The sequence below is a fragment of the Clostridium sp. ETTB3 genome (assembly GCF_053571985.1).
In genome coordinates this window covers 12,501-15,000 of the sequence record NZ_CP199832.1, presented here as the reverse complement: position 1 = coordinate 15,000, position 2,500 = coordinate 12,501, and the positions used below count along the sequence as shown (strand labels likewise).

Annotated in this window: 1 protein-coding gene, 1 tRNA gene and 2 rRNA genes (1 of these 4 running past the window's edge); all 4 read right to left on the bottom strand. The window is 47.8% G+C overall.

Annotated elements, in window-relative coordinates; genetic code table 11:
• Positions 1-202: 202 nt before the first annotated feature.
• A complete protein-coding gene (locus tag ACUN06_RS00060) occupies positions 203-337 on the bottom strand; it encodes a group II intron maturase-specific domain-containing protein (RefSeq protein ID WP_449389943.1) in 135 nt (44 codons plus the stop codon).
• A gap of 32 nt (positions 338-369) precedes the next feature.
• A tRNA-Ala gene (locus tag ACUN06_RS00055) sits at positions 370-445 on the bottom strand.
• Between the two features lie 5 nt (positions 446-450).
• A 5S ribosomal RNA gene (gene rrf / locus ACUN06_RS00050) occupies positions 451-567 on the bottom strand.
• A gap of 114 nt (positions 568-681) precedes the next feature.
• Positions 682-2,500 (bottom strand): 23S ribosomal RNA (locus tag ACUN06_RS00045) (it continues 1,089 nt past the right edge of the window).

The following is a 2,500-nucleotide window of genomic DNA, read 5'->3' as shown; positions in this document are numbered from 1 at the left end:
TTTTTAATGTTGCACTATTAGTCCTTCGCCAATATCCTTTACTGGTATTTGCAAATTTTAAAGACTGATAGTGATTTAAGCCTAACTTTCTAAGTTTTTTATATCTTGTTTTAAACTTTTTCTATTGTTTCCATATACACATTCTTAGCCTTAGTATTATCCATTTATCCAATTGCTGAGCAATACTTTTGTATTTGGCTATTCAATAATAATTAATCCATCCAATATTGATTTGATTCAGTTTAATTATTCTTTGTTCAAAAGTCATCGCTTTTGACCTATATAGTATCTTCCTATGACTTTCATAATCAAGTTGTAGCCCACACTGGGCACACAAATAAAAAAAGCTACGAAATAATTCGTAGCTTTTGGTGGAGGTAAAGGGAGTCGAACCCTTGACCCCTTGCGTGCAAGGCAAGTGCTCTCCCAACTGAGCTATACCCCCAAATTACCTGGCAACGTTCTACTCTCCCACACGGTCACCCATGCAGTACCATTGACGCTGTAGAGCTTAACTGTCCTGTTCGGAATGGGAAGGAGTGTTTCCTCTACGCCATCATCACCAGATACTATAGTTTTCTAAATCTTCGATTTAGTTAAAACTTTGTACTCCTCAACTTTGTTGAGTGAGTTTTTTTAGAGATTGTTATCTCAAAATTGCACATGAATTATCTTATATTATTGGTCAAGCCCTCGACCTATTAGTATCAGTCAGCTACATACGTTACCGCACTTCCACCTCTGACCTATCAACCTTGTGTTCTTCAAGGGGTCTTACTAGCTTATGCTATGGGAAATCTCATCTTGAGGGGGGCTTCACGCTTAGATGCTTTCAGCGTTTATCCCTTCCCGACTTAGCTACCCAGCCATGCTCTTGGCAGAACAACTGGTGCACCATAGGTCAGTCCATCCCGGTCCTCTCGTACTAAGGACAGCTCCTCTCAAATTTCCTACGCCCGCGACGGATAGGGACCGAACTGTCTCACGACGTTCTGAACCCAGCTCGCGTGCCGCTTTAATGGGCGAACAGCCCAACCCTTGGGACCTACTACAGCCCCAGGATGCGACGAGCCGACATCGAGGTGCCAAACCTCCCCGTCGATGTGGACTCTTGGGGGAGATCAGCCTGTTATCCCCGAGGTAGCTTTTATCCGTTGAGCGATGGCCCTCCCACGAGGTACCACCGGATCACTAAGCCCGACTTTCGTCCCTGCTCGACTTGTAGGTCTCGCAGTCAGGCTCCCTTCTGCCTTTGCACTCTACGAACGATTTCCGACCGTTCTGAGGGAACCTTTGGGCGCCTCCGTTACTTTTTAGGAGGCGACCGCCCCAGTCAAACTGCCCACCTAACAATGTCCAGTCACCAGATTCATGGCGTCCTGTTAGAACCCCAGTACTGTCAGGGTGGTATCCCAAGGTTGACTCCACTAAGGCTGACGCCCTAGTTTCCCAGTCTCCCACCTATCCTGTACAGACAATACCGGAATTCAATGCTAAGCTACAGTAAAGCTCTACGGGGTCTTTCCGTCCAATCGCGGGTAGCGAGCATCTTCACTCGCACTACAACTTCGCCGGATTTGCAGTTGAGACAGTGCCCAAGTCATTACGCCATTCGTGCGGGTCAGAACTTACCTGACAAGGAATTTCGCTACCTTAGGACCGTTATAGTTACGGCCGCCGTTTACTGGGGCTTAAGTTCACACCTTCGCTTGCGCTAAGTGTTCCCCTTAACCTTCCAGCACCGGGCAGGCGTCAGCCCCTATACATCAGCTTACGCTTTAGCAGAGACCTGTGTTTTTGCTAAACAGTTGCTTGGGCCTATTCTCTGCGGCCTGCTCTCGCAGGCACCCCTTCTCGCGAACTTACGGGGTCAATTTGCCTAGTTCCTTAACTGCAATTCTTCCGCCGGCCTTAGGATTCTCTCCTCATCTACCTGTGTCGGTTTGCGGTACGGGCACTACTTCTCTCTCTAGATGCTTTTCTTGGAAGCATGGAATCATGTACTTCGGTCTTAATGACCTTCCCCATCACGCCTCAGAATTGTTACAGCGGATTTGCCTACCGTAACTTCCTAAACGCTTAGACTAGCATTTCCAATCGCTAGCACACACTATCCTTCTCCGTCACACCCTCGATAATAACGATGGTAGTGGTATCGGAATATCAACCGATTGTCCATCGCCTACGCCTTTCGGCCTCGGCTTAGGTCCCGACTAACCCTCAGCGGACGAGCCTTCCTGAGGAAACCTTAGATATTCGGCCTGTAGGATTCTCACCTACATCTCGCTACTAATGCCAACATTCTCACTCGTAATCAGTCCACCGCTCCTTCCGGTACGACTTCAGCCCGATTACGACGCTCCCCTACCACTTGCAATTACTTGCAAATCCGTAGCTTCGGTGGTAAGTTTAGCCCCGGTACATTTTCGGCGCAGGATCTCTCGACTAGTGAGCTATTACGCACTCTTTAAATGAGTGGCTGCTTCTAAGCCAACATCCT